Genomic DNA, 25,368 nt, shown 5'->3' on the forward strand with positions numbered 1-25,368 from the left:
GATAAATGAATAGAAATTAATAGTTTAAAATAAAACAATAAATACATTAGAATTATGAACATTAAACCATTAGCAGACAGAGTATTGGTGCTTCCTGCGCCGGCAGAAGAGAAAGTTGGCGGTATTATTATTCCCGACACGGCAAAAGAGAAACCGTTGCACGGTAAAATCGTTGCGACAGGCAAGGGGACAAAGGATGAAGAGATGGTTCTCAAAGAGGGCGACGAGGTGCTTTATGGAAAATATTCAGGTACAGAACTTGAATTTGAGGGCGAAAAGTACCTTATGATGCGCCAGAGTGATGTGCTCGCGGTGATAGGGTGAGATATTCCTGACATGTAGACTATAAATCAGGATTAAAAGGAATATAATATATAATGTTTAGATTGAATTGTCCGGATGGTGAAAAGATGTTGTCTTTATGACAAATAGTTCTTGTCATGATATCCGATAATTCATCATATTTTCAGAAAATAAATAGAGAATACTATTTAAATAATAAACAATAACCATGGCAAAAGATATAAAATTCAATATGGATGCCCGCGATTTATTGAAGCAGGGTGTAGATCAGTTGGCTAATGCAGTGAAAGTTACGCTCGGCCCGAAAGGCCGCAATGTGATTATCGAAAAGAAGTTCGGTGCTCCACAGATAACAAAAGACGGTGTGACGGTAGCAAAGGAAGTGGAGCTTGAAGACCATTTCGAGAATACCGGTGCACAGCTTGTCAAGAGCGTGGCAAGCAAGACCGGCGATGATGCCGGTGACGGAACGACCACAGCCACAATATTGGCACAGAGTATTATCAATGTCGGTTTGAAGAATGTGACGGCCGGAGCTAACCCCATGGATCTCAAGCGCGGTATAGACAAGGCTGTTGCCGCCGTAGTGGAATACATCAAAGGCAATGCTGAGAAAGTGGACGACAACTACGATAAGATAGAGCAGGTGGCTACTATATCAGCAAACAACGATCCCGAGATAGGAAAACTCATCGCCGACGCTATGCGTAAGGTCAGCAAGGACGGTGTTATCACGATCGAAGAGAGCAAGAGCCGCGACACATATATTAATGTGGTGGAGGGAATGCAGTTCGATCGAGGTTATCTGAGCAGCTATTTCATGACCGATGCCGATAAGATGGAGTGCGTGATGGACAATCCTTACATCCTCATCTATGACAAGAAGATAAGCAATATCAAAGATTTTCTTCCTGTTCTTCAGCCTGCGGCAGAGAGCGGACGTCCTCTTCTCGTGGTGGCAGAGGATGTGGACTCTGAGGCGCTTACCACTCTTGTTGTCAATCGTTTGCGCGGCGGTCTCAAAATATGCGCTGTCAAGGCTCCAGGATTTGGCGATCGCCGTAAGGCAATGCTTGAGGATATAGCCGTGTTGACAGGCGGAACTGTGATAAGCGAGGAGAAAGGACTGAAACTTGAGCAGGCAACTCTCGAGATGCTTGGTACTTGCGACAAGGTGGTTGTGACGAAAGACAACACCACTATCGTGAATGGTGCAGGCGAAAAACAAGCTATCGCAGACCGTGTGGCACAGATAAAGAATGAGATAAGCAACACGACAAGCTCTTATGACAAGGAGAAGTTGCAGGAGCGTTTGGCCAAGATGGCAGGTGGTGTGGCTGTTCTTTATGTCGGAGCCAACAGCGAAGTGGAAATGAAAGAGAAGAAAGACCGTGTCGATGACGCTTTATGCGCAACACGTGCGGCCATTGAAGAGGGTGTTGTTGCCGGTGGAGGCACAACTTATATCCGTGCTCTTTCAACATTGAAGGATGTCAAAGGTGTCAATGCCGATGAGCAGACCGGTATCGACATTGTTGAGCGTGCCATCGAGGAGCCTCTCCGTCAGATAGTAACCAACGCCGGCGGTGAAGGTGCCGTGGTTGTGCAGAAAGTCCGCGAAGGCGAGGGTGATTACGGATATAACGCCCGTACGGATGTCTATGAGGATATGCGCAAGGCCGGTGTCATAGACCCTGCAAAGGTAGCACGTGTGGCTTTGGAGAACGCAGCTTCTATCGCGGGCCTTTTCCTTACCACGGAATGCCTTATAGTAGACAAACCAGAGGATAAGGCGGCAATGCCTATGGGTGGCGCTCCCGGAATGGGCGGAATGATGTGATATTGCAAACCATAGATAGCAAAATGATAAAGGCCGATGATTTCATCGGCCTTTATTTGTATTTTATACACTTATAAGTATAAAATTTTACCGATTTTGTTTTGTAAGGAATAATAAAGTACATACCTTTGCAATGTAAGAAGATTATAAATATCAATGTGATAAGATGATACATATACAAGATATTTTTGATTTGTTTTAGTAGATTAGTTTTTAAGTAGTTTGTTTTTAGAAACCTATTGTCGGGATGACAATAGGTTTTTTTATTATAATAATTCGTGTTTCTCGTAAATAATGGCTAAATTTGCATCTACGACTTGCAGCCTGTCTTATTGCGGTTGCCGGGGGTATACGGGCAATTGTAAATATGTGCTTTCGTTAATGGAAGCCGGATTGGAGTTAACGGATAAACCAACGGGTCATCCGCAAATCATAAGCAGGCATTCCGTGACGGTCCGAACGGATAATCAGTAGGTGTTGACAGGCTATCCGTAAATACAGAATAAGCTGTCTTTAAATGATGAACAGGCGTTTATACCATATACACAAACGCACTGTGAGAGCATAATATGCAGACAGTGGTTCATGTACAAGCAAGGTTGGGCTGTCGGATAAAACATATTTAACGGTAGGGCAGGATAAGTTTAATTATCAAATCAAGAAAGTCCAGTACGTAAATGAAACAAACTATAATTATTGAACGAAACAAACTATAATTATTGAACGACAAACTATAATACAAAACAATGAAACTATCGGTATTAAAACAAATCAATGTCGGTTTGACGCTATTGCTTTGTGCCCCTTCTATGGCACAGAAAACGGTGGGAGATTTTATCGAGTCGCGTTCGTATAATGAGGCAAGGCGCGGAGCGGAGCGGGTGCTCAGGTATCAACCGGACGGCAACGACTTCGTTTGCGTGAACGGAATAAACCGTTACAGCCGTGCGCTCTATGGAGGATATACTGACTATCGCATAGAGACGAGCGACCGTCCTATATTTGCCATATACAAGAAACGTGATTATCGTAATATCCGTTTCCGTGCGGTATATGAAGGCCGAGAGCTCCAACTCGATTCCACCAACTATTGTGAGGCACGCTATTCGGACGGCACACGCCGCTATGTGCTTGCCGATAAGTCATGGGGTGACGGCCGGCTGTATGTGGAAGTGGTGGCTTTGACAGACGAGGAGGGCGCTATCTGGAAATTCAGAGCCGACAACTTCAAGTCGCCTCTTTCGGTAAAGGCTCTTGTGTGCAATATCGCCAATCCGAAGTTACACCGTAACGGAGACATCGGAGCGGACAAACCCGGATGCTTCGAGTCGGCCGCCGGCGACGCGGGGCTGACTACATCCGAATGGACTGCCGCCGATGGCAAGGCGGTGAGTGCCACGAGCTACTTCGCCGTGTCCGGTTCAGCCATAAAGAATACCGACAGCCGGCAGGCGGCAAAGCGTTTCGATGCTACCCGCGACTATTTCAAGACGCTTGCTGCCCGTGTTGTTTTCAGCACGCCCGATCCCTATATAAATACCCTCGGAGGTGCTCTCGTGGTGGCTGCCGACGGCGATTGGGACGGACAGACATGGCTGCACGGTTGTATTGGCTGGCGCATGCCGCTGGCCGGCTGGCGTGCCGGTTATCTGGGCGACGTGCTCGGATGGAACGACCGTGCCCGCTCTCACTTCGACGCATACGCCAAGAGCCAGGTGACAAAGGTTGAGCCAACCATTCCTCACCCGTCTATGGATCCGAAGATGAACATGGCCCGTGCCGAGAAGAAGTGGGGTACACAGATGTACAGCAACGGATACATCTGCCGTAATCCCGAGCGAGACAACCAGATGCACCACTACGACATGAACCTCAACTACATGGACGAGCTGATGTGGCATTTCTGCTACAACGCCGACACTGTATATATGCGCAAGATGTGGCCCGTAATCAAGTCGCATCTGGCATGGGAGAAGCGCAATTACGACCCCGACGGCGACGGCCTTTACGATGCCTACTGCTGTATCTGGGCGAGCGACGCCCTATATTACAGCGGCGGAGCAGTGACCCACTCGTCGGCTTATAACTACCGCAGCAATCTTCTCGCCGCCCGCATAGCCGAGATTATAGGTGAGGATGCCGCCCCATATCGTGCCGAGGCCGCCCGCATATTGAAAGCCATGAATGCCCGTCTGTGGCTTAACGACCGCGGCCACTGGGCCGAGTTTGAGGAATCTCTCGGTTTGAAGCGCAAGCATGAGAGCGCAGCCCTGTGGTCTGTTTATACACCGATAGACTGTGGCGCAGGTTCGCCCGAGCAGTTCTATCAGGCGACAGAGTATGTGGATAACGAGATACCACACATCACCGTCGCCACGAAAGACGCCGAGTATGGCTCAACCATATCCACATCCAACTGGCACCCCTATTCGTGGAGTATCAACAATGTTGCTGCCGCTGAGGTGATGCACACCGCCCTTGCATATTTCGAGGCCGGACGTGCCGATGACGGTTTTGCCCTCATGAAAGCGAACATTATGGATCAGATGTATCTGAGCGACAGCCCCGGTAATTTCGGACAGCTCAGTTTCTATGATGCCGCCCGCGGCGAGTGTTACCGCGACTTCGGAGACTGTATCGGAATATCGTCGCGCACGCTGTTGCAAGGACTTTTCGGTATCGTTCCCGATGCCCTGAACGGCCGTTGCGTTGTCCGTCCCGGTTTCCCGTCATCGTGGGACAGCGCCTCTGTGTCCACTCCTTATATGACATATAAGTATAAGCGTGTGGGTAATAAAGACGTGTATGATATTACACAGAACTTTGCCCAACCGCTCAAGATCGTGGTGCGTCAAAATCTGGCAAACGGCCGTTTTCGTGACATCGAAGGCTCGGCCGAGGCTCATCAGGTGATAACCGTGGAGCGTCCCGAGGTCATCTCCGGACGCAGGGCCGTGCGTGCTGCGGTCGTGAGGCCGTCTGCGCGCGAGCTCGGACTCGACGAACCGACCGCCGGACGCTATGTTCCTGTGAAGATGGACAAGGTCATGAACGCCAATGTGGCCGATATTTACAAGAATGAATACCTTTCTCCTCGCTCTCCTTACACCACGTTGCAGATACCGGTGCAGGGTATCGGCGAGTGGTGTCACCCCACTTTGACCGCCGAGATAAACGACTCTGTGTTCCGCACGCTTGTCAAGAACGACATGTTTACCGTGGCGGGAGTACCTTTCCGCACGATGAAAGAAGGCCGCAATATCGTCTATACCTCTTTGTGGGATAACTATCCAGACAGTGTCACCGTGCCCCTTTCAGGAAAGGCGTCTGCCGCCTGCCTTCTCATGGCCGGCTCTACAAACCACATGCAGAGCCGTATAGACAATGGCATCGTCGTGGTGAGATACAAAGACGGTACGTCAGACACTCTCAGACTTGTCAATCCCGACAACTGGTGCCCCATAGAGCAAGACTATTTTGAAGACGGAAAGGCATTCTGTCTGGCCTCTTCCCGTCCTTACCGTGTGTGCCTCGGCAACGGTAAGGTGAGCCGTGACCTCGGCCGCGAGCTTGGAATAACCGGCGTCTACGGCCGTCCCATTCCCGGCGGAGCCGCCCAAATGCTCAACATGCCTCTCAATCCCGAAAAGAAACTGGAGTCCATAACCGTGCGTACTCTATCGTGCGATGTCGTGATAGGACTGATGGGCGTGACACTTAAAAAGTGAAAATATGTTGTAAATGACTTTGTTACCGATGTATTACTGTAATGAAAAAGTCATGGAATTAACACTTTGTTTTCTGTTGAAATAGAAAACGAATACGATACACACTGCTATATGCAATGCGATATGCCGCTTTTCGCCGTTTGGCGAAAAGCGGCTTTTTTTGCGACGGGACACCCGTTGGAGCGCGATTGGATGCCGGTTGCGATGCGTTTAGCGTCCCGTTGGCTTCCGTTCAGACGCTAAACGCAACGCAACGGGACGCTGAATGAAAAAAATATTCATGGTATGTGGCGTAGGTTTGATAGTGGAAGTGGGTGCGGTAAGCGTATTGGGTTGAGATACAGGTACTTATGTGAAACGGCTCATAATTCGCTTATTTTCGGCCGTGGGATTTTGATTTTTAAATAATCGAAATATAAACGGGCTTTTGTCAATATTATTGATAGCTACCCGTTTTGCCGGATAAACCGGCCTGAGATCTCTTGCCGTTGGTATCTTTGCGCATCGAAATGTCATCTGACAGCCATTCATGTAGCATTGTTTCGATAATGACGGTCATCATTGGTCGTTTTTGTCTGTTTTGACATAATGACATGAAAAGATGGTATTCGGATTGATTTATGTCATGTGATAAAGCCTTTATTTAATCTTTATGTAAAAAAATCTTAAAATCGGGGAGGTAATTAGTAAAAATTTATATAAAAAACATATCTTTGCACATGGTGATACCAAAATGTCGATAATTGAGCGGTTATTCCGTTAAAAAGTAATTGAAGTATTGCTGATTGTGATAAAATGAACAAATGAAAAGCTTGAAACGATTCATATTGATAACGTCTGTCGCTCTGTCCGCTTGTGTCGGAGCGTTTGCCATTCCGGCCAAGCCGGGGCTTGTCACCATGCGTCAGGCCGACGGAACGGAGTTGAAAGTTCGCATCGTCGGCGACGAGCGTTCGCACCATTATCTCACCGAAGACGGTTATCTGATTGTAAATAAAGAAAACATTTTTTACTATGCCTCCGCTGATGACCATGGCAATATCGTGCGTTCGGACATACAGGCACGTCCTGTCGGCATGCGTTCGGCCGAGGCTCGTGATTATCTTGCCAAGGTGGATCTTCCGGCAGTCATGACAGCTCTTGAAAACCGTGACGTGCGTCGCCGTGCGGCTCTCGCCCCTCGTCGTAATGTGGGACTTTTCGAGACAGGCTTCCCGTCGAAAGGAGAGCAGAAAGGTCTTGTGGTGCTCGTGGAGTATAAGGATGTGAAGTTCAATCTGTCTGATCCTTACGACTATTTCAACCGCATGCTTAATGAAGACGGCTTTTCTGACTATGGCGGCACAGGCTGTGCGGCAGAGTACTTCCGGGAGTCTTCCGTCAATCAGTTCCGTCCGCAGTTTGATGTCTACGGTCCTGTAACGCTGTCGCAGAACATGAGCTACTATGGCGGAAACGACTATAACGGCAACGACAGTAATCCGGAGCAGATGGCAATAGAGGCATGCCGGCAACTCGACCCTACGGTAGACTTCTCTGAATACGACCGTGACGGAGACGGGTATATAGATAATGTGTTCGTATTCTATGCCGGCAGGGGTGAGGCCAGTGGCGGAAGCCCCAGTTCCGTGTGGCCGCATTCGTGGAATGTAACATCGGCCACGAACACTCCTTGCATATTCGACGGTGTGAGACTCGACCGGTATGCATGCAGCAATGAGTGGGAAGGCTCGCGCCCCGACGGCGTTGGTACGTTCATTCACGAGTTCTCCCATGTCATGGGGCTGCCCGACCTTTATGCCACGAGCTATACGGGCGCTTTCACCCCGGGAGCATGGTCGGTGCTCGACTACGGGCCATACAATAACGACGGCCGCACGCCGCCGCTCTATTCGGTGTACGAGCGTTACGCTCTCGGGTGGATTTCGCCGCAGGTTATCGACCGTCCGGCCAATATGACAATGGAAGCCATAAGCCGTAACAAAGCCTGCATCATCCCAACGGCCGACGAAAACGAGTTTTTCCTGCTCGAAAACCGTCAGCAGGAAGGGTGGGACAAATATATACCCGGCCATGGAATGCTCGTGTGGCACGTGGATTTTGATGAATATGTGTGGGCTCAAAACACAGTGAACAACAACGCCTCCCATCAGTATGTGGACCTCGAAGAGGCCGATGGCAGGCCGACCGAATATACGCGGGCGGGCGATGCCTTTCCAGGCACCGGCAATGTGGCGTCTTTCACCGACGACACCAATCCGTCGATGCGCGCTTGGAACGGAACACGGCTAAATCTGCCGATAACCGGCATCACCGAGACCGGCGGAGTGATAAGGTTTGCCGTGGCCGGCGGTGTTGAATTGCCCGATCCCGTCAAGGCACTCGGCGCCACTGATATTACGGCCGTTTCGTTTACGGCCAACTGGGAACCGTCGCCTGTGGCATCGTCATATAAGATATCGGTATACACAAAGCAGACCACACCCGGTGGCAGGGAGATGACTGTTTATGTGGACGGATACAACATGCGCGATGCGGACGGAGCGCGAGCGACCGCGGTGACAGGACTAAGTCCTGAAACGACCTACTACTATGTGGTCTATGCCGTGGGCGAAGGAGGCAGGAGCGAAGCCTCGAACGAGATAATTGTAACCACGTCGGAAGCCACGTTCGAATACCTGTCGCCAAAGTCATTGCCGGCCGAGAAAGTGACAGACAAATCGTTTGAGGCACGTTGGGAAATGATGGCGGACGCCACGGGGTATCTCATAGACATATTTGAAATCACGCTTGGTGAGCCTTTCCGCGACACGGTTGACTTTGCGGACGGTGTGAGAAACCTGCCGGCGGGGTGGAAGACAAACTCCACGCTGTCTTATGCCAACACGGCATATTCGGGCGAGGCGGTGCCGTCGCTGCGCTTTGCCCGTGACGGATATATTGAGTCGCCGGTATATTCGGCCGATGTACGCTCGCTGACTTTCTGGCACAGGGGCGTGCAAGCTACGGCAGACAACCGGATTATAGTAAGCGCCTGCAACGAAAAGGGTGCGTGGAAAGACGTGGCCTCGCTTCCGGTAGTCAATGCGGCGGGTGGCTCGGTCACACGAATAGACTCGATCCCAAGTGGTACGAGAGCGGTGAGCATCACCTATGACTTACAGACAAAAGGCTCGTTGGCGCTTGACGACATAATCGTGGAATGGGGAGGAGACGAGAATGTGGCCGGCGGATATACCTTGGAGCTCACATACGCTACGGATAGGGTTGATGTTAAAGGGCTGGAACCGTCTTCTACATATTATTACCGGGTGACCGGCTGTGCTGGTGGCATGCGCTCGTTGCCCTCTGCCAAGGTTAAAGTGACGACTCTCCCGTCGGAAGAAACGGGTGTCGGGGATGTGGTATGCATGCGGAAGAGTGTCAGGGCAGACGGCCGGAAACTCATCCTTGACACCGATGACAAGGAACTGCCGATTACGGTATTCGGCATATCGGGTCATGTCATATATGCCGGGAAGGTGAACGGGCCGGCGGTACTGGATCTCCCCGCTGCCGGATTGTATATAGTGCGGTTAGGCGACGAAAACCATAAAATATCGGTGAGATAGCGGGCTTATATATCGTTTGAAAGAGAAAAGAATATGAAATAAGAATATAAAGAGGCAGGACGCTTCTGACACACTTTGCCGGAATAAAAGGGGATTTCTTCCGGTGAGGTGAGAAAACAAGATAATCCCCAAAGTAGACAATAATGAAAAAAATGTTTACTATTGCTGTTGTCGCGATGGTTGCATCGTTGACATTCGCGCAGCTTCCTTTGGCAAAGAAGAAAACAGCTTCTGCCAATAAGCTGGAGCAGCTTGTCGACATGAAGACGTTGGCAAAGGAAGCAAAACAGGTAAAAGAGATGAAGGCTGCAATGGCGGAAAAAGCCGCGGCCGCTAAGGAAGAGTCTTCTTCTGTGTTACGTAAAAACAGTGTAAAGCACGGTTTTTTCCGGAACATAGAGGGGAAAGTTATCAACACATGGACGCTTGGCGGCTATCGTTCGGCATCTTCAGGCAAGCCTTACAAGTCGACGGCGCGTAAGACAACAACTCAGGAAGGCAACGTTACCGTAACCACCGATGCCCATGGTATCATTACCGACGTTGCGGGTGTTGCTCCGAAGTACTATCAGCGTGCCGCTACCGGAACGGCATATTATCCTTCCAACAACCAGATGGCTATGGGAAGCCAGTCGGGTGCAGTCACTGTCATTGAGGATGGTGACAATGTTTACATCAAGAACCCTATCACGCGCTATACGACAGGCGCATGGGTGAAAGGTGCGAAGAGTGGAAATGTCATTACTGTGGCTGCCCGTCAACCGTTGGATTATGATGCTGATTACAACGCGACAGCAAGTCTTCGTTGGGCTGTTATCACCACTGCCGGCAAGATTCAGGCAGCTGATGAATATGCGCCGGTTTTCACGTTCACCGTAGACGGTGACGTGCTTACTCTTGAAGGCACGGCTGCTTTCACGGAAGAGGCCGATGCTTATTATATGGGTTTGTTATGGGATGATGACAACTCGAATGGAGGTTATGGCGATGCGGAGACCGTTCTGACATACGATCCCACTTATGTGGCTCCTTCTACGGAACCCGTCACGCTGCCTGCCGGTGCCGCACCTACCGAATGGTACATGAATTGTGTATCTGTCTCAAATAGTGACGAGACCCCTGTTAATAACCAAAAAGTGAACGTCGCATTCGTTGACAACGACGTTTACGTGCAGGGTATATCGGAAGATTTCCCCTCAGCGTGGGTGAAGGGTACTATTGATGGTAATAACATCACGTTCGCCAAGTTCCAGTATGCGGGCCAGTATGGCTCATACGATTGCTGGTTCATTGGTGTTGACGCGACAGGAGAGGCAGCCGTGATAAAGGATGCGGTGGCAACATACGATGCCGGTGCCAAGACCATTACATTCAAGGATGAAGTTCTCTTCAATGCGGCAGAGGATCGCGTATATTATCTCAACTGGTATTCGGACGTGGTACTCAGTGCGGAGGAAAAGGAAATAGTTGAGCCTGTCATCACAGAGCTTACCGCCGATTTACCTTACAAAAACACATTTGATACGGAGGAAGAGCGGGCGCAGGCCGCTATCTATGATGCCAACAATGATAAGAGCACATTCACGATAGAAGAGCATTCAACGACAAAAAGCATGGTGGCGCGTTATCGTTATAGTACCACTAATAAAGCTGACGATTATCTCGTGTTCCCGGGCGTAGCTTTGGAGGCTGGTAAGAAGTATAAGGTATCTGTCGATGCCGCTTCCAATGGTATATCGTATGTTGAACGTGTGGAAGTATTGGCCGGTAAAAAGGCACAGGTATCCCAACTTACTATCCCGGTGATAGCCGCAACCGAAGTGACTGCCAAGGAATTCACTACTCTCAGAAACGCGGAGTTTACGGTATCGGAAGACGGTACATACTATATCGCCGTCCACGCAATATCGGATCCGAATAAGTTCTATCTTTTTGTTGACAACTTCTCTATATCGGAAATAGACCAATTGGCGCCTGCCACAGTCGACGACCTTAATGTCGTTGCCGATGCACAGGGTGCCAATAAGGCCACGGTCACATTCTCGGTTCCGGCCAAGAAAGTCAATGGCGATGACATAACAGAAGACGTGAAGGTTGTCGTTGAGCGCAACGCCGAGAAGATTTACTCTGAGACAAAAGCTGCCGGAGCGGAGGTTGTCATATCGGACGACAATGTTCCAAGCGCAGGTGACTATACCTATACCGTGACGGCTTATTGCGGTGATAAGGTCGGAGAGTCCGCCTCTGTGAAAGTTTACGTAGGTTATGACACGCCGGATATCGTCAGCAACATTACAATTGCCGATAAGAGCGGCTCCGTTGACCTCTCATGGGATGCCCCGACAAAGGGAGCCAACGGTTATGTCATCAATCCGGCCGATTTCACATACGATGTCTATCCGGTTGATATTATGGATTTCTTTGGTATGCAGATTCCGGTGACAGACTATGCAAATCCTTACGTAACAGGTCTGAAGGAAACTTCTGCCAATGTAGCTTACGATACGAACAGTGGAGAGCATGGTTTCACATACTTCGCGGTTACGACATCGAACACAACCGGTCGGTCGGATGATGCGTATGCCTCAGTTGTTACAGGTGCTCCTTATCAGGTGCCGGTATTCGAATCGGTAGCCGGTGGTGAGCTTTCTTACTGGTGGGGAATAGCATGCGATGCCAACAACAATTCTCTTCAAGGTGGTATGACCCTCGGAGAAAACGCTTCCGACGGTGACGGGGGTTGCTTCTTGATGGCAGCCAAGACGGCAGGATGGATTAATTTGCAGTCAGGTAAGATCGCGCTTGCGGGAACAGTCAATCCTACACTCACATTCGACTGTGCGGCAGATGCGGCAACTCCTCTGACTGTCACTGTGATTACTCCCAAAGGCAAAAAGAAGATAGCAGACCTTACGGCTGGCACAAGCTATGCTAAGGCAGAGATTTCTTTGGCCGAGTATACGAATGAAGACTGGGTGCGTGTGATAATCGAGGGCACGTTTACTGCCGCGTGCAACGCATACCTTGACAATATCCGTGTGTTCAACATGGTTGATAACAACCTTGTTGCAAAAGGTATCGCAGCGAAAGGGTCGATTACTGCCGGTGAGGATGTGAAAGTAACCGTCACGGTTGAGAACCAAGGAACCAAAGCGGCGGCAGCCGGCGCATATACGGTAGACCTCTATTGCAACGACACCAAGGTGCGGTCGCTTCCCGGAACCGAACTCGCAAGCAATGCACAGACATCGTTTGAATTCACTGAAAAAACAACAGTGATGACACCGTCTGAACTCGTATGGAAAGCCATCGTAGAGTTTGCTGACGATAATGATAAGAGCAACAACACCACGAATACGGTGAAGACTGTCATCAAGACAAATAATTACCCTGTCGTTACCGATCTTGCGGGTATGCAGACTGATAATGGGCTGAGACTGACATGGAGCGAACCTGACATGGGTGTATCCGCGCCTGTGATTGTAACGGACGACTTTGAGAGTTATGATGGCTTTACAAGTTCTGCGGGAGAGTGGACGTTTGTCGATGGAGATGGCGCACAAGTGGGAGGTTTCCAAGGTAAAGACTTCAATGTGGACGGTACGCCTATGAGCCAGTCTCTCCGTTCGTTCTGGGTACACGATGTATCGGATGGCGATACTTGGAACCAGACTTTTGCCGCTCATTCGGGCATTCGGTATCTTGCTTCAATGTACCGTGCTGACGACGGACAGGTTGACGACTGGGCTATCTCACCTGTTCTCAGCGGTAATGCACAGACAATCTCGTTCTATGCACGCAGCTATTCATCTGAATATCCCGAGAAGATAGAGGTGCTGTACTCTACCGGTAGCAAAGACACTAAAGACTTTATATCCGTAAAGCCGGCATCTGTTGTGCCCGGAGAATGGACAGAGTATACGGCAGAACTGCCGGAGGGAGCTAAGTATTTCGCAATTCGCTCATGTGCTGAAGGCAGCTTCATGCTGATGATAGACGATGTGAGATACGAAACAATAGAAGGCTTTGGTGACTTGGCCATTGTAGGTTACAACGTATATCGTGACGGTGTCAAGCTCAATTCGGAGCCGGTTGCCGAAACAGTTTATGTTGACGCGGACGCAGCTGATGGAGAGCATTCTTATGTAGTTACTGTCGTTTACGATAAGGGCGAGTCAAAGGTGTCTAACGTAGTGACTGTAGACGTAACTAACGGCATCGCTGGCATCGCAGGCAAGTCAATGCGCATATTCACTGCCGGCAAGGCTATCGTGGTGGAAAACGCAAATGGCGAGAACGTAAGCGTATATACTGTTGACGGCAAGGCCGTATACAATGCCGCAGGGACAGAGACAGACCGTGTCAGGGTTGAGAGCGGTGTGTATATTGTCAAGGTAGGCAAGACGGTCATGAAGACAGTGGTAAGATAATCGGAGCCAAAGGCCTTATGTAAGGTCTGGTAGCAACAATAAATAATGTGACTTCCTTTACGGGAGGTCACATTATTTATTATATCAGGTTGATTGCCGGATTTATTATATAGGTTTGATTGACTGTCTGCCATTAAAGCAGGGAGGCCATGCAAGGATACATTTTTTTATTGTCGTATATGTTAATTATGATATGGCAAAATCCCGTTTCCTCGTTTTTTTTGTCTAACTTTGCAGCATTCTTTGCACCATCTTTATGCAGAAGCTTTTAGAATTATATAAGCAATGGGCGGGAGCGGAACCGGCAAGAGTGGAAAAGCTGCCGGTCGCCGGAAGTAACCGTGACTATTACAGGCTCGCGGCCACCGACGGCTCGACGGTGGTCGGGGTGGTAGGAACGAGCCGCGACGAGAATCACGCATTCATATATCTGACCAATCATTTTGCCAAGCGCAGGCTTCCTGTTCCGGCGGTGTTGGCCGTGAGCGATGATGAACTGCGTTATTTGCAGACGGATTTGGGTTCGGTGTCTTTGTTCGATGCCATTGCGGGAGGACGTGCGGCCGGAGGCAGATATACCGTTAAGGAGAAAGAACTGCTCATAAGGACTATACGTGAGCTTCCTAACTTCCAGGTTCGCGGCGCGCGTGACCTTGATTTCAGTAATTGTTATCCTCAACCGGAGTTTGATGAAGACAGTGTGCTCTTTGATTTGAATTACTTTAAGTATTGTTTTCTGAAAGCTGCTGATCTGGATTTCCATGAGTTGAAGCTCGAAGCCAACTTCCGGTTGTTTGCCAAGGACCTTACCTCCGAGCCGTGCGACAGTTTCCTTTATCGTGATTTTCAGGCACGGAACGTGATGCTTGACGATGCCGGCAATCCGTATTTCATAGACTATCAGGGCGGCCGCAAGGGACCTTATTACTATGATTTGGCCTCGTTCCTGTGGCAGGCATCAGCCAAATATTCGCATAAACTGCGCCGTGAGCTTGTGGCGGAGTACTACCAGTCGCTTAAGAACTATGTAGAGGTACCGTCTGTACGTCATTTTGTCAACAGGCTGAGTCTCTTTGTGCTTTTCCGTACGTTGCAGGTGCTTGGCGCCTACGGTTTCCGTGGATATTTCGAGCGCAAGAAACATTTTATCGATTCGATACCTCCCGCAATACAAAATCTCAGAGAGTTGCTTGAACTTGACTGTTTTCCGTATCCTTATATGGTGGACATGTTGCGCAGGCTTACGGAGCTTCCTCAGTTCGCGCGTATCGAACAGCCGGCTTTGAGTCGTGCCGACGGTTACCGGACGGCGGGAAGCAATGTCTATGAGGCGCATCCACAGGATGGCCCGGCCACGTTTTCAAAGTATGACGGGAAAGGCCCGCTCGTTGTTCGGGTATTCAGTTTCTCGTTCCGTAACGGCATACCGGAAGACGAGAGCGGCAACGGCGGAGGATATGTGTTTGATTGCCGCGGCACGCATAATCCGGGACGGTATGAGCCTTACAAGAAGCTCACGGGACTTGACGAGCCGGTCATCCGTTTTCTTGAAGACGACGGGGAGATTCTTGCATTCCTCGACAGTGTATATGAGTTGGCGGACGCACATGTAGATAGATACATGCAGAGAGGATTTACCGACTTGATGTTCTCTTTCGGATGTACGGGCGGACAGCATCGGAGCGTGTACAGTGCGCAGCACCTTGCCGAGCATATACATGGCAAGTTCGGTATCGAGGTTCGTATATGTCATCGCGAACAGGACATCTGCTTTACATTGAAATAAGTCGGAGGCTTGAACAATGTGATTATAAGAGATAAATATATTATGGAAATGAATGTCAAAACGTCCAAGCAGGCCATGATTTTTGCCGCAGGGCTTGGCACACGGCTGAAACCGCTTACCGACACGATGCCCAAAGCGCTTGTATGTGTAGGTGGAAAAACGTTGCTCGAACATGTTGTCGAGCGGTTGAAAGGGGCCGGTTTTGAACATATCGTCGTCAATGTGCATCATTTTTCCGGCATGATAGTCGATTATCTGCGGCGGAATAATGATTTCGGTATAGACATACGGGTTTCCGATGAGACACCGGCGTTGCTCGATACCGGCGGTGGTATAAAGCATGCGGCCTCGCTGTTTGACAGCGATATGCCGGTACTCATTCATAATGTTGATATATTCAGTGACATAAATCTGACAGAACTGTACTGTGCCGGCATGGCGAGTGACGCGACCTTGCTTGTCAGTAGGCGCACGACCTCGCGTTATCTGCTTTTCGATGATGATATGACGCTTGTAGGATGGACGAACGTCGAGACAGGAGAGGTGCGCAGCCCTTATGCCGGCCTTGATGTATCAAAGTGCCGGATGTATGCGTTTTCCGGAATACATGTCTTTTCTCCGCGTCTTTTTTCTCTTATGGACACTTTTCCTGATAAGTTCGGTATAATGGATTTCTATCTGAAAATATGTGATAAGATTAGGATAAGGGGAATGGTGAAAGACGGTCTTCGGCTGATGGATGTCGGAAAAACGGATATTCTTTCCGATGCGGAGGCTTTCTTATCGCAATGTAATGCCGATGGAAATAATTGACAGATGAAAATAAAACAATAATAATAACCAAAACCAATAATAATATGCAACAGAAGATAATCATTCTTGATTTCGGTTCGCAGACCACGCAACTCATTGGCCGTCGTGTCCGTGAGCTTGATACTTTCTGTGAGATTCTTCCTTACAACAAGTATCCGGAAGACGACTCTTCGGTGATTGGAGTGATCCTCAGCGGCTCTCCATACTCGGTACACGACCCTGAGGCGTTCAAGGTTGATCTCAGCCGGTTTGTCGGTCGCCTGCCTGTACTTGGTATTTGCTACGGAGCGCAGTTCATATCGCACAGAAACGGCGGAAAGGTCGAGAAGGCCGACAGCCGTGAGTATGGCCGTGCCAACCTCACTATGTTTGATGCCGGCGATCCGTTGTTCAAGGGATTTGAGGATAATTCGCAAGTGTGGATGAGCCATGGCGATACCATTACCGCCATTCCCGATGACTGCCATGTGATCGCTTCTACCGCCAATGTTAAGTATGCGGCTTACGCCGGCAATGAAACCCCGCTTTGGGCCGTCCAGTTCCATCCTGAGGTTTTCCACTCGTTGCAGGGCAAGCAGTTGCTTGAGAATTTCGTTGTAGGCATCTGCGGCAGCAAGCAGGAGTGGAGCCCGGCGTCTTTTGTGGAGACAACCGTGCAGGAACTCAAAGCCCAACTCGGCGACGACCGTGTCATTCTCGGTCTCAGCGGTGGTGTGGATTCTTCCGTTTGCGCCGTGTTGCTGAACAAGGCGATAGGCAAGAACCTCACTTGTATATTCGTCGATCACGGAATGTTGCGCAAGAACGAGTTTGCTCAGGTGATGAAAGATTACGAGTGTCTTGGCCTTAACGTGATTGGGGTAGACGCGAGCGAGAAGTTCTTCAAAGACCTCGAAGGAGTGACCGACCCGGAGCAGAAGCGCAAGATAATAGGCCGTGATTTCGTTGAGGTGTTCAATGCGGAGGCCAAGAAGATAACGGATGCCAAGTGGCTGGCTCAGGGTACGATATATCCCGACCGCATTGAGAGTCTCAACATTACAGGAAAGGTGATCAAGAGCCATCATAATGTGGGCGGACTGCCCGAGGAGATGCACTTGCAATTGTGCGAACCGTTGAAATGGCTGTTCAAGGATGAGGTGCGTCGTGCCGGCTATCAGCTTGAAATGCCCGAACGGCTCATCAAGCGTCACCCGTTCCCGGGGCCGGGATTGGCCGTGCGCATACTCGGTGACATTACCCGTGAGAGGGTTCGCATACTGCAAGATGCCGATGACATATATATCACCCACATGCAAAACTATATCTGTGAAGACGGTGAAAGGCTTTACGACAAGGTATGGCAGGCCGGTACGGTGCTTCTGGCTACCGTTCGCAGTGTAGGCGTGATGGGCGATGAGCGCACATACGAGCATCCCGTTGCCTTGCGTGCCGTGACTTCGACGGATGCCATGACTGCCGACTGGGCACATCTTCCATACGATTTCATGGCGAAGGTGTCAAACGAAATCATCAACAAAGTGCGCGGTGTGAACCGTGTCTGCTATGATATTTCGTCGAAACCGCCATCAACGATAGAGTGGGAGTGATTGTGTTTTGAGTATATTCGGCTCCGGAACCAAATAGGTTCTGCAAGTTTAAATAATAATATAAAATCCGGATTTGGCATGGATGTATAATTCTGTCAAATCCGGATTTTATTGTTTCATCACGGCTTTTACAATGTCACCGGCCTGTTTTAAAAGGTTCGTTTCATTTTGTCTGCATTCCCGTGTGTCCTTGTCCGGATATCTTCCATGAGCCGGTATGTATCTTGCAGAGTTTCAAATGAAGACAGGCATTTCGATGGTTTTCCTTCGACTAAGTCACAAAATGCTTTCAACTCGTTGTAAAATCCCTGTGTGTATATCTGGTTGTTTATTGTTGTCGGAATGAAATTGTTTCTCGACAGCAGGCATGTCGATGTAGGATGATGGCCGAAGACCTTGTCCGCTGGGATGCCGAAAGGTGTTGCCGGCTTGCGTGTGTATCTCAGTTCTTCCATGTTCCGTATCCGGTAGACACCTTGGCGGGTGTTTATCGTCATTGTTTCCGATGCTTCCGTCCATGTATATGCTGTCGACAGTTCGAGCGTTCCGGCCGTGTCTCCGTGTCGTAATAAGAGCATCATGGTCTTTGCTCCGTGTGAGTGGCTTACACTGTCGATGCCTGTTATCTCCGCTCTGCCGAACAGGAATGTCACGTAGTCGAGCGGATGTATGAAGAGATCTGACAGCATGTCGCCCTCAGGATAAGAGCCTGTGAGGTATTTCATGTTATAGCTTATCGGCCTTTGGTGTCTGAGCCTCGATTTCAGTATCTGTGTCGCGGGAGCATAGCGTTTCTGCATGCCGGCCATTGCCGTCGGAGTGCCGTGTAGTATAATCATGTCCTTGAGTCGGCCAAGTTCTTCAGCCGATGAGCACGGAGGTTTTTCGATGAACAGCGACTTGCCGCTTCCGAGTATTTTTGCGGCGATGTCGAAATGGGCCGAAGGTGATGCCGACACGAAGACACCGGCAATCTCGTTGTCTTCCAGAATTTCGTCGAGCGATGTGGTTACTTTGATGCCGGAGAACTTCTCCGCTGCCACTGCGGCTTTGGTTGTCGACCGGCAGCAGATGTACTTCACCGGCACGCGCAGGTGTGCCAGTACCGGGTATAGGTTGGCAATGCTGTGACTGCCTATTCCCACGAAAGCGTATCGCTTGCGGCATACGTCGCCCAACTGTCGGCGGGTTCGTATGCTCTTATATCTCTGTATTATATTTTCCGTAAATGTCATGTTTGCGTGTATGTGGTTTGTTTTCAAGTATTTCGCCTTGCCGTCCTTTTGATGTATTGCCTGTATGTCTCTTTACCGTTTTCGCTCCAATGATATTCTCCGAAGAAAGCCTCTATGATTTTACGTGGCATCAGTCTTTCAAGATTGCGTAGCAGGATTATGTCGTACTTTCGGTGGAAGTTTATCCAGCAGCCGTTGCATTTTCGTGAATACCGGCATTGTATTTCGCGTGCTTTCTCGGAATTGAAGATCTCGTCGAGTGTTTTCTCATGAATATTGCCCAGCGAGATGTCGAGGTTCTGGCATATAGGCACATTTCCGTCGGAGTGCACCGCGAGCATGCTGCGGATGCTGTGGCACGGCAGCTTGAGGCGTCCGTTTTTCCATTCGTCGTACAGTGCGATGAAGTCGAAGTTCTCTTCTGTGTTGTGGACGCATTCGGGTATGCTGTCCTTATATCCCTCCGTGCCGGTGTCGAGCATGTCAACGGCGGTGTCGAAGAAAGCCATGGTGCCGTATACGCCTATCCTTATGTCCACGCCATAGCGGTTGCTTACTTCTATGACGTGCTCCATGTCCTTGAAACTGTTCCATGGCGAGAGGCAGAACATGAGCGATACGGGTATGTCGTCTTTCACTTCCTCAACTACCCGGATGACTTTGTCGTATCCGTCGCAGCCTCTCATCCGTTTATATGCCTTCCTGTCTCCGTCGAGTGAAACATACAGTCGCGCGGGACGATACTTTCTCACGGCCTCTATGGTTTTTCGTGTGGCAAGGCAATTCGACAGCAGCGTATATTTCGGATGGTGCTCCATAAACCACTCCATGATCTCGTCGGCTTGCGGGTGCAGCACAAACTCGCCGCCTTCGAGACCTATGTTAGTGTTCTTTGTGACGCACTTTGCCGTCATCAGCCTCTTTATGTCGGCAAGAGTGAGATGCTCTTGCGGCTTTTTCCATATATTGCAGTGCTTGCATGCAGACTGACATCGTGTGGTAGCGTATATCATCAGGGTGTCGAGACGCTTGTGGCCGGGGCGGATGCTGTTGTTGACGTATGTAAATCCGCTGCGCAGATAGTCGTTGAGGTTGTACATGTTTCTTTTGATAATGTTTTGGTTTCTGTGAGTATAGAGACCTCAACCGTCAAAAGACTGCCTGCTGTCATCGTTTTTTTTACTACCACGTGAGGCGTATGCCGAACGGAACGGAGAATGAGAACGGGTGTTCCGACCATGTGGTGCGCACTCCGCTGCCCGTGGGTATGTGATAGTTAAGTGTCGGTTCGATGTAGACCCCGATATTTGGCGTTATGTCGTACTGTATGCCTGCGCCTGCGTTGACCGACCATTGGAACGGAACATTTAGTTTGCGGCTGCCGGTGCACATGGACATGGTGTCCGTCACCAGCCATTCTTTGCTCCTCCCGCCTATCGGGATATTCACTACCATGCCTGCCGTGCAGTATGCCGACAGTTTCTTGTAGTCGGCAATGCGGTATGACATGCGCAGCGGTATGCCGATATAATGTATCTTTCTGTCGTTGCGTATGTGGTTTTCGCCTCCCATGAACGATGAAGAACGCAACAGCGAGTATTGCAGTCCCGACTCGAAAGCTGTACGGCTGTTTATTTTCTTGGTCAGTGTGATACCTATTGTGACAGGCTTCTCGTGTTTTTCCCGTTCCACGATCTTTCCGCTGTTGCTCTTGGCGATATCTGTAAGCAGGGTGGTGTCGGCCGGTGTGCCGGGATGTTGCTTGGCCGACAGATACTCGTGAAGTTCTTCCCATGTGCTTATGTTTGCAGGGATGGAAGTGTCTATGTCCGGACTGTTGCCTCCAGTGGAAATCATCTTGTATATGTTATGTGCGAGAGCGGGGCCGACAGATCCGGCCACTACCATTTCCCATTTGCGTAGCCTTTTCTTTCCTTTGTTGGCTGCCGTGTGGGTGTATTGTCGGCGTTCGGGATGTAAGGGTGGTATGGCGGGAGCGTTCTGTGCGCTGTCTTTGGGCTCATCCGTCTCGCCTTCTGTGCTTTTTGTGCCTGTGTCAGTATGGGCTTTTGCCTTTGTCCCTGTATCTTTTTCAGGGTATTTATGCGTGTCGGTTGCGTTTGTATATATGTGTGCTGATGTTTTCCCGTATGTCCCTGTGTCTTGCTGTGTATCCTTCTTCCGCCCGTCCATATCTTTTATTGTCCTTCCGCCTGTGCTTTCGTTACCCGCCACCTCGGTGTCCTTCTTTGTTTCGAAATATTTATATACAGGGAGCAATATAATGGATATGATTATAAGTACCGGGGTCATGCTGTCGGCCAATATTTTTCTTAGCATGTTTTTTGCACGGTACAGTTGCGATGACGACGTGTGCGGCCTGATACCGAGGGTCTCTGCGATTTCCTTATGGGACAAGCCTTCGACCACAGACATCCGGAATACGTGCCTGTAACCCTCTGGCAGTCTGTCTGTCAGTGATATAAGCTCTTCGGTCGTAATGTCGGTATATGTTTCGCGGCCGCTTTCCGGATCAGTCATGTATTCCTCGTGTGCGTCGGAAAGCGCCACGATATTTTCGCGCTTTCTGTCGTTAATGTATTTCAGTGTGATATTTCTCGTGATGGTAGTAAGCCACTCGCCGAATCTTTTCGGGTCTCGCAGCCTGTTTACAGACATTAACGCAACGACAAAGGCGTCGTGCACAAGGTCGTCCGCTATGTCTGTGTCGTGTCTGAGAATATTGATGCACACGCCTTTCATCTTTTCGGCGTATGCCACGTACAGTAACCCGAAAGCCTCTGTGTCGCCGTTTTTCGCGCGTTTCACGAGTTTCTCCGTATCCATATCTGAATTGTTTTTACGATATGAAGATTTATAAATGCGGAAAAGACTGCTTTGCGATTGGTTAAAATACATTAAACGACGACAAGCCTTATATGGTGTAAAACTTTTAAATGTAATAATAAAGTCACGGATTTAACGCTTTGTTTTTCTTCAAACCAGAGCGTGCGGCACGATACGCAACACTGTATAGAATGCGATAGTGGCTTGATTTTTAAACGGGAAAAAGGGTGGTTTATTGCAACGGGACGCTCGTTGGAGCGCATTGGGACGTTAATTGGCTTGCGTTTAGCCGCCCGTTGCGATACAACGGGCGGCTAAACGCAAGCCAATTAGCGTCTCGTTGCGAAAAAAACGGGAAAGTATGTGTGCGGATTTAATCGCTAAAAGTGAATAGTCTGATGTATGGGGTTGAAACACAGGTTGTTGTGTAAAAATCCGAATACGGCGATATTTACGGCCGTGGGATTTGTATCTCGAAAAAAATCGAAATATAAACGACCTTTTGTAAATATTTATCTGGGTTTTATTTCCTTCACCATGTCAAATCTGGTTTCCTCGGGTGAGAGATCTTCGTATGCCGTTTTCAGGTCGGGCAGGGATATGGTTATATCCTTGTCTGTCTCCCTCGGATTGTCGTTTAGCGAGTGAGAGAACAACCAGTCGTATGTCTGTTTGAGGTATAGGATACGCGCCAGGTCACCGTGCGACGCTCCTTTCAGCCAGTCGTAGCGCAGAAGTCGGTCATTTCCGGATTTCTTTATCGACTCAACCACTGTCTTCGACTGGCTTACGGGTACGGCACGGTCGGCCGTGCCGTGCAGGATCCACAGCGGAATGCGTCCAAGTCCTTCGAAATCCCTCAGTGTGCTGCCGCCGCACAGAGCCATGGCCGCCGCCACCCTGTCGGGGTAAGTTCCAGCGAAGTCGAGGGTGCCGTAGCCGCCGAGGCTCATTCCGATCACGTATACCCGTGTGGTGTCTACGTCGTGGTGCTGTGTCACCCAGTCGAGTATTCCGGCTATCTTCTTCGGGTTCCATGCTCCTCCCGGATTTTGCGGAGCTACAACCATGGCCGGGTAGTAACGGCCTTTCTCGATAGCATGCAGCAGTCCGTAGCGGCGGACTTTCTGCATGTTGTTGCCGCACAGGCTCGCTCCGTGCAGGAATATTATCAGCGGGATGCGCCGGCGCTCGGCCACATATTCTCTCGGGGCATATAACCAGAAGTTATAGCTGTCTGCCACGGTGTTGCGCATGGCAGCCAGTTGCCCGCTCTGGGCAGCGGTGGTGAGGCATGTGGCGCATAACGCTATGCAGGCCGTGAGCCGTCTTATGAAAGCCGGAATTCTCATCAGCCTTGTTTCTCTTTGAGCAGGTCACGAATTTCGCTCAGCAGTTTCTCTTCCGCCGACGGCGCCGGAGTGGCGGCGGGCGTTGCCGGCTCTTCGTTTTTCTTCTCGGTGAGTTTCTTTATACCCCTTACGAGCATGAAAACGCAGAAAGCTATGATGATGAAATCGAACGTTGTTTGCAGGAAATTACCGTAGTTGATGGTCACGGGTTCGAGCTTTTCCATGCCGAGATCCACTCCCGGCAGTTCCATTTTGAGGTCTGTAAACTTCACACCTCCGATCAGCCATCCTATCGGTGGCATGATGATGTCGTTCACGATGGATGTGACAATCTTGCCGAACGCCCCGCCGATAATCACACCGACAGCCATATCGACAGCATTTCCCCTTACGGCAAACTCTTTGAATTCATTTAAAAATTTGCTCATTGTTTTTTGATTTTTATATTATTTAATACTGGTTTCTGCCACAAAATTAGAAAAAAAATTGTAACTTTGCGGTCGTTAAGGAGAAAATGTGCATAAAAGATATTTCACTTGCGGCGATGGCAGGCCGTAATGTGTACTTTTGCTGGCATTACATATAGAATACGAAATATTATAACCCATTATTAAAATAATAAAAAGTAATTATGATTAAGATTGGTATTAACGGATTTGGCCGTATCGGTCGTTTCGTTTTCCGCGCAGCTCAGACTCGCGATGACATTCAGGTTGTAGGTATCAATGACCTCTGCCCGGTAGACTACCTGGCTTACATGTTGAAGTATGACACCATGCACGGCCAGTTCGACGGCACCATCGAGGCTGACGTGGAGAACAGCAAACTGATTGTTAACGGTAAGGAAATCCGTGTTACTGCAGAGCGCAACCCGGCTGACTTGAAGTGGAACGAGGTTGAGGCTGAATATGTAGTTGAGTCAACAGGTCTCTTCCTGACACAGGAGAAGGCACAGGCTCACATTGAGGCCGGCGCTAAGTACGTTGTTATGTCTGCTCCCTCAAAGGACGCTACCCCGATGTTCGTATGCGGTGTGAACTTCGACAAGTATGAGAAGGGTACACAGTTCGTTTCAAACGCATCTTGCACAACGAACTGCTTGGCTCCGATCGCCAAGGTTCTGAACGACAAGTTCGGTATCACAGACGGTCTGATGACAACCGTTCACTCTACAACTGCTACACAGAAGACCGTTGACGGCCCGTCTTTGAAAGACTGGCGTGGTGGCCGTGCCGCTTCAGGCAACATCATCCCCTCTTCAACAGGTGCTGCCAAGGCCGTGGGTAAGGTTATTCCCGAACTGAACGGTAAGCTGACAGGTATGTCAATGCGCGTTCCTACTTTGGACGTTTCTGTTGTCGACCTGACTGTAAACCTGGCTAAGCCCGCTACATACGCTGAGATCTGCGAGGCTATGAAAGAGGCTTCAGAGGGTGAACTGAAAGGTGTACTGGGTTACACGGAAGATGCCGTGGTTTCTTCAGACTTCCTCGGTGACACACGTACCTCTATCTTCGACGCCAAGGCAGGTATAGCTTTGACAGATACGTTTGTTAAGGTTGTGTCTTGGTATGACAACGAGATCGGTTACTCTAACAAGGTTCTCGAACTCATCGCACACATGAAGAAGGTTAACGGATAATTCATTTATCACGTTCTAATACGATAATGGAGCCGTCCGACGTATAGTCGGGCGGCTTTTTCATGCAAATGCCGATAGGGGCAAGTCCTGTCGTGTTCTTCTGTCTGCTGACGGCATGGCTTTAATCTGTGCTATGTAGCAAAAAACACAAAAAGCATTTGGTCGTTTCATGTAAAATTTATATCTTAGCCA

Annotated in this window: 14 protein-coding genes; 9 read left to right on the forward strand and 5 right to left on the reverse strand. The window is 49.5% G+C overall.

Features of this window, described 5'->3' with window-relative positions; genetic code table 11:
• The first annotated feature begins 54 nt into the window (after positions 1–54).
• The 8 genes from HPS53_RS03790 to guaA all read left to right on the forward strand — a co-directional run bounded on the left by HPS53_RS03790 (position 55) and on the right by guaA (position 18,100).
• Positions 55–324, forward strand: coding sequence for a co-chaperone GroES (locus HPS53_RS03790; RefSeq protein ID WP_104370306.1), 270 nt, complete (start codon positions 55–57; stop codon positions 322–324).
• A 187-nt stretch (positions 325–511) separates the two neighbouring features.
• A complete protein-coding gene (gene groL / locus HPS53_RS03795; RefSeq protein ID WP_172204494.1) occupies positions 512–2,143 on the forward strand; it encodes a chaperonin GroEL in 1,632 nt (543 codons plus the stop codon).
• A 746-nt stretch (positions 2,144–2,889) separates the two neighbouring features.
• Positions 2,890–5,871 (forward strand): DUF4450 domain-containing protein, encoded by a 2,982-nt coding sequence (locus tag HPS53_RS03800; RefSeq protein ID WP_172204496.1) that lies wholly within the window; start codon positions 2,890–2,892, stop codon positions 5,869–5,871.
• An 803-nt stretch (positions 5,872–6,674) separates the two neighbouring features.
• Positions 6,675–9,482 carry a M6 family metalloprotease domain-containing protein gene (locus HPS53_RS03805; protein WP_172204498.1) on the forward strand — a complete coding sequence of 936 codons (2,808 nt, stop codon included), beginning with the start codon at positions 6,675–6,677 and terminating at the stop codon, positions 9,480–9,482.
• 143 nt (positions 9,483–9,625) lie between these two features.
• Positions 9,626–13,912 (forward strand): CARDB domain-containing protein, encoded by a 4,287-nt coding sequence (locus tag HPS53_RS03810; protein ID WP_172204500.1) that lies wholly within the window; start codon positions 9,626–9,628, stop codon positions 13,910–13,912.
• Positions 13,913–14,168: 256 nt separating this feature from the next.
• Complete coding sequence (locus HPS53_RS03815; RefSeq protein WP_172204502.1) at positions 14,169–15,698, forward strand: phosphotransferase; 1,530 nt, start codon at positions 14,169–14,171, stop codon at positions 15,696–15,698.
• Positions 15,699–15,746: 48 nt separating this feature from the next.
• Positions 15,747–16,511 carry a nucleotidyltransferase family protein gene (locus HPS53_RS03820; protein ID WP_253942811.1) on the forward strand — a complete coding sequence of 255 codons (765 nt, stop codon included), beginning with the start codon at positions 15,747–15,749 and terminating at the stop codon, positions 16,509–16,511.
• A 44-nt stretch (positions 16,512–16,555) separates the two neighbouring features.
• Complete coding sequence (guaA, locus tag HPS53_RS03825; protein WP_172204504.1) at positions 16,556–18,100, forward strand: glutamine-hydrolyzing GMP synthase; 1,545 nt, start codon at positions 16,556–16,558, stop codon at positions 18,098–18,100.
• Between the two features lie 149 nt (positions 18,101–18,249).
• Here the strand turns inward: guaA and HPS53_RS03830 are convergent, their stop codons facing one another.
• From HPS53_RS03830 to mscL, 5 genes are all read right to left on the reverse strand, one after another.
• On the reverse strand, positions 18,250–19,335 hold the full coding sequence (locus HPS53_RS03830; protein ID WP_172204506.1) for a Gfo/Idh/MocA family protein: 1,086 nt from the start codon (positions 19,333–19,335) through the stop codon (positions 18,250–18,252).
• A 23-nt stretch (positions 19,336–19,358) separates the two neighbouring features.
• Positions 19,359–20,435 carry a radical SAM/SPASM domain-containing protein gene (locus HPS53_RS03835; RefSeq protein WP_104370313.1) on the reverse strand — a complete coding sequence of 359 codons (1,077 nt, stop codon included), beginning with the start codon at positions 20,433–20,435 and terminating at the stop codon, positions 19,359–19,361.
• Positions 20,436–20,517: 82 nt separating this feature from the next.
• The gene (locus HPS53_RS03840) at positions 20,518–22,182 is read right to left on the reverse strand and encodes a sigma-70 family RNA polymerase sigma factor (RefSeq protein WP_172204508.1); all 1,665 of its coding nucleotides are present in this window, start codon (positions 22,180–22,182) and stop codon (positions 20,518–20,520) included.
• A gap of 512 nt (positions 22,183–22,694) precedes the next feature.
• On the reverse strand, positions 22,695–23,534 hold the full coding sequence (locus HPS53_RS03845) for an alpha/beta hydrolase-fold protein (RefSeq protein ID WP_172204510.1): 840 nt from the start codon (positions 23,532–23,534) through the stop codon (positions 22,695–22,697).
• Positions 23,534–23,962 carry a large-conductance mechanosensitive channel protein MscL gene (mscL, locus tag HPS53_RS03850; RefSeq protein ID WP_104370316.1) on the reverse strand — a complete coding sequence of 143 codons (429 nt, stop codon included), beginning with the start codon at positions 23,960–23,962 and terminating at the stop codon, positions 23,534–23,536. The genes HPS53_RS03845 and mscL overlap by 1 nt, the downstream gene beginning before the upstream one ends.
• Positions 23,963–24,165: 203 nt before the next feature.
• Between mscL and gap the strand changes: the two genes are divergently transcribed.
• Positions 24,166–25,176, forward strand: a complete 1,011-nt coding sequence (gap, locus tag HPS53_RS03855) for a type I glyceraldehyde-3-phosphate dehydrogenase (RefSeq protein ID WP_104370317.1) — start codon at positions 24,166–24,168, stop codon at positions 25,174–25,176.
• Positions 25,177–25,368: the final 192 nt, after the last annotated feature.

Origin of the sequence: Prevotella sp. PTAC, from assembly GCF_013166535.1 — a bacterium.
Classification (GTDB): Bacteria; Bacteroidota; Bacteroidia; order Bacteroidales; family Bacteroidaceae; genus Prevotella.

Excerpts from the sequence above, each read along its gene's own strand:
- HPS53_RS03790 (WP_104370306.1), top strand. The coding sequence starts at position 55 with ATGAACATTAAACCATTAGCAGACAGAGTATTGGTGCTTCCTGCGCCG.
- groL (WP_172204494.1), top strand. The coding sequence starts at position 512 with ATGGCAAAAGATATAAAATTCAATATGGATGCCCGCGATTTATTGAAG.
- HPS53_RS03800 (WP_172204496.1), top strand. The coding sequence starts at position 2,890 with ATGAAACTATCGGTATTAAAACAAATCAATGTCGGTTTGACGCTATTG.
- HPS53_RS03805 (WP_172204498.1), top strand. The coding sequence starts at position 6,675 with ATGAAAAGCTTGAAACGATTCATATTGATAACGTCTGTCGCTCTGTCC.
- HPS53_RS03810 (WP_172204500.1), top strand. The coding sequence starts at position 9,626 with ATGAAAAAAATGTTTACTATTGCTGTTGTCGCGATGGTTGCATCGTTG.
- HPS53_RS03815 (WP_172204502.1), top strand. The coding sequence starts at position 14,169 with ATGCAGAAGCTTTTAGAATTATATAAGCAATGGGCGGGAGCGGAACCG.
- HPS53_RS03820 (WP_253942811.1), top strand. The coding sequence starts at position 15,747 with ATGAATGTCAAAACGTCCAAGCAGGCCATGATTTTTGCCGCAGGGCTT.
- guaA (WP_172204504.1), top strand. The coding sequence starts at position 16,556 with ATGCAACAGAAGATAATCATTCTTGATTTCGGTTCGCAGACCACGCAA.
- HPS53_RS03830 (WP_172204506.1), bottom strand. The coding sequence starts at position 19,335 with ATGACATTTACGGAAAATATAATACAGAGATATAAGAGCATACGAACC.
- HPS53_RS03835 (WP_104370313.1), bottom strand. The coding sequence starts at position 20,435 with ATGTACAACCTCAACGACTATCTGCGCAGCGGATTTACATACGTCAAC.
- HPS53_RS03840 (WP_172204508.1), bottom strand. The coding sequence starts at position 22,182 with ATGGATACGGAGAAACTCGTGAAACGCGCGAAAAACGGCGACACAGAG.
- HPS53_RS03845 (WP_172204510.1), bottom strand. The coding sequence starts at position 23,534 with ATGAGAATTCCGGCTTTCATAAGACGGCTCACGGCCTGCATAGCGTTA.
- mscL (WP_104370316.1), bottom strand. The coding sequence starts at position 23,962 with ATGAGCAAATTTTTAAATGAATTCAAAGAGTTTGCCGTAAGGGGAAAT.
- gap (WP_104370317.1), top strand. The coding sequence starts at position 24,166 with ATGATTAAGATTGGTATTAACGGATTTGGCCGTATCGGTCGTTTCGTT.